The organism is Moorena sp. SIO3I6, assembly GCF_010672095.1.
On the sequence record NZ_JAAHHU010000518.1, the window covers coordinates 1 to 2965 of the forward strand.

Annotated in this window: 2 protein-coding genes; one reads left to right on the plus strand and one right to left on the minus strand. The window is 39.5% G+C overall.

What is annotated here, in order from left to right:
* Window positions 1-1023: 1023 nt before the first annotated feature.
* Complete coding sequence (locus F6K49_RS38850) at window positions 1024-2571, plus strand: DUF4209 domain-containing protein (protein WP_293105840.1); 1548 nt, start codon at window positions 1024-1026, stop codon at window positions 2569-2571.
* Here the strand turns inward: F6K49_RS38850 and F6K49_RS38855 are convergent.
* A complete protein-coding gene (locus tag F6K49_RS38855; protein WP_293105843.1) occupies window positions 2568-2759 on the minus strand; it encodes a hypothetical protein in 192 nt (63 codons plus the stop codon). The genes F6K49_RS38850 and F6K49_RS38855 overlap by 4 nt on opposite strands.
* Window positions 2760-2965: the final 206 nt, after the last annotated feature.

Here is a 2965-nt window from a genome sequence, read left to right on the forward strand (position 1 = left end):
AAGGCTTGAAAGCCTTGTCGGGTATGCCTTCTGCCTTCATGCAGCCAGCCCTATTTATTTCCTATTCATAATTCCTAAAATTTGTCAAGTTTTTTGTAAAGAAATATGTTTATAAAGCATAGCTTAAAAAAGGGGGGAATTAGATTCAAAAGTCCCCCTTATTAAGGGAAACGGGGGATCTGAATCAGGGCTTAACAAAACTGACATGCACCCGCATGTAGGGTGCATTAGGGGCGGGCTTGCCCTCATTTTCACAGTCGCCAGTGTTTGGAGAGCCCGCCCCGTAACGCACCACCTTTAGACTCTACGTCAATATCTATGACTCGATACTGTTGTTTGATACTTCAATGACTCTTAGCTCGATTATTGCTTCTGGAGTCTTTATCAACAGACTGAAAAATCTGAAGCTTTTGTGGCTGTTAAGGCAATTAAACCAGATAAACCAACCACTTTCAGGAAACTTCCCGCAGAATCACTGATTAGGGCTTAACACCTAACCTACTAGAATAGTAACATAACTTTCAAAAAAAGAATATATCCTGGATTAGGCTATATGCGTTCGCGTAGCGTAGCCCTTCGGGCTAATCGCAAAAAATTTCACACCAGCCCTAATCCTTGTGTTCTCGGTAATCTAGTCAGCAAATCATAACAACAATGAGCGACTTGATACCTCCTCAGGGTAGGAAAACTACTGAGCAAATAATCTATGAAATTTTAGTCAACTATAAATAGCTTACTGATAGATATAATAGTCAAGATTTTTGTAGAGATGTTATCGAAAACTGAAGTTATGGTAAATAGCAAATAAATTATGATTTTTAGTTTAAACTTAATCAATAGCTCTATAAGGTAAACCTTATCATACTGATATAGTATTATCAAATATTTTTAGTATAATAATTACTAATTCGATGGCTTAAGTGACTTGTGGGATCGTCCTTTAAACTTTATTTTTAAGTATTTATGCTTAAGCTAATTTAAGAAAAATTTGGCAAATTATAAAAAAAAGAATGAATTAGCACTATGTCAGAATTGAACCCACCTCTTACCAAACATGACTTTACTAACACTTGCTGGAAAGATGTAGTGAAAAGCAGCGAAAGTAAGGATTGTATCACCTATTGTATTGGTTTTCATGAAAAAGCCAAGGAGGCGCAAGAATCAGGAAATTTCAGAGAACAAGCTGTTTTTGAAATTCTGGCAGTCGTGACTAAGGCTCGAATTAATCCAGAATGCAACGAAAAGTTGTTTGCTGATAGGTTTAAAAATCTTACAGAAGAGCAGCTAAATTTTCTTGCTGAAATTGCACCTGAAATATCAGATCCTGAACTTCAAGCGCGAGTAGCAGATATTCTTTGGGTCAGACGACGTGACCATCCAATGGCTCAGTTGTCAATTACCGCTTACTTAGAATCAGCAACTACGTTAGAAAGCTCTAAGAATTGGCATCATTATTTGGAGAGAATAGAACGAGCATTTCGGCTCGAACGCCAATTTAAAAATAATAAAAAAGTTGTTTTTCAACATATAGAAGCAGTTCTTGAATGCTATGAAGGGGAAGACTATTTGTGGCCATCTATACAATTAATGGAGCTATTGCAGGAACATAAATGTGGAGAACCAGCCAAATATGCAGCCCTTGCTGAAAAAGCAGCAACTTTAGCAGAATCAATTTATAATTGGGAAATAGCAAGAAGATTCTGGAGTATTAAAGCAGTATGGCATTGTATGGATAAAGACTACAGCAAAGAGCGTGCTGCTTCAATGTCAGCCGCTGAGACTTATTTCAAGGAAGCCGACTCTGCTGTTAAAAGAACTCCACAAAGCTACATGGTCGCATCACACTTTTTAGAACAAGCTGTTAAAGCCTTTAGAAGCATTCGAGGCACAAAGGAAGAAACTGTGGATGCCAAAGCAAGAGCCGAGGAACTTCACAGGCTGCTTCTTCAGTACCAAGAAAAAAGTCGCAACGAGATGATGACCATTTCTCATAAAATGGATATTAGCAAGGTCGTAGAGGAAGCCAGAAATTGGGTTAGGGACAAAGACTTTAAAGAGGCACTATTAGCTTTGTCTGTTTTAGCTGTTCCAACTAATGTCTCTAAATTGAAACAAGAAGTACAGCAGGACGCTCATAAGTCTTTAGGATCTCATCTTGTCCCTAATGTCATCATAAATGAAATGGGCAAAACTGTTGCTAATCAACCAGATTCTGTTTTCTCCAGTAATCCTAAAAAAGCGGAGGCTGCAACCAATTTTTATATGTGTCGGAAAGCCATTGACTATTATAAGCTACAAGCTCAAGCATATATTGAACCTGCCAGATATCAGATTAATTTAGAGCATTGTGTGCGACTTAACGATATTCTCTTCATCGTTTCCAATAGTCCATTTATTCCCCCTGAGCGTGAGTACCTGTTTGCAAAGGGGCTGTATGCTGGACTTACTGGAGACTTTTTCACATCTACCCACATCCTAATTCCCCAAATTGAACAAAAATACGACGCATTCCCCCACCTGGCCTTTGGCCACGCTACGCGAACGTTCAGGTGGGGGTTAAGGAGTAGCTAATCAACTTGGCTTCTGACCCAACGCTCTATAAGTTCCCCAACGCTTACCCCAGACTGTTTGGCCGAAGCTCGTAGCCATTCCCAAGAGGAATTAGTAAGCATTATGTTATGAGCTTTCTTCAGTTCGTCGTAGTGAACGGGGATGCCCCTCATCCTTTTTTGAGATTTTTTGTTACTTGTGCTTGACATATCCAGAACATCCACATATACTCGAAGTATAGTAGCAAAGAAATAGATGAAAAAGCCAACCAAGATAATACGCACTGACAAATGGAGTGCGGCTCGTTCCTAGGAAGAGCCTCCTGAAACAGGAGGGGTAAAACTAGGGGGATTCGCGGGGAAAACCCAGAAATCCTAACTATCTGTAGGATGGTGGTGAAAACCCACCCCTTGAG

Coding starts and splice junctions, on each gene's coding strand:
- F6K49_RS38850 (WP_293105840.1), top strand. CDS start 1,024: ATGTCAGAATTGAACCCACCTCTTACCAAACATGACTTTACTAACACT.
- F6K49_RS38855 (WP_293105843.1), bottom strand. CDS start 2,759: ATGTCAAGCACAAGTAACAAAAAATCTCAAAAAAGGATGAGGGGCATC.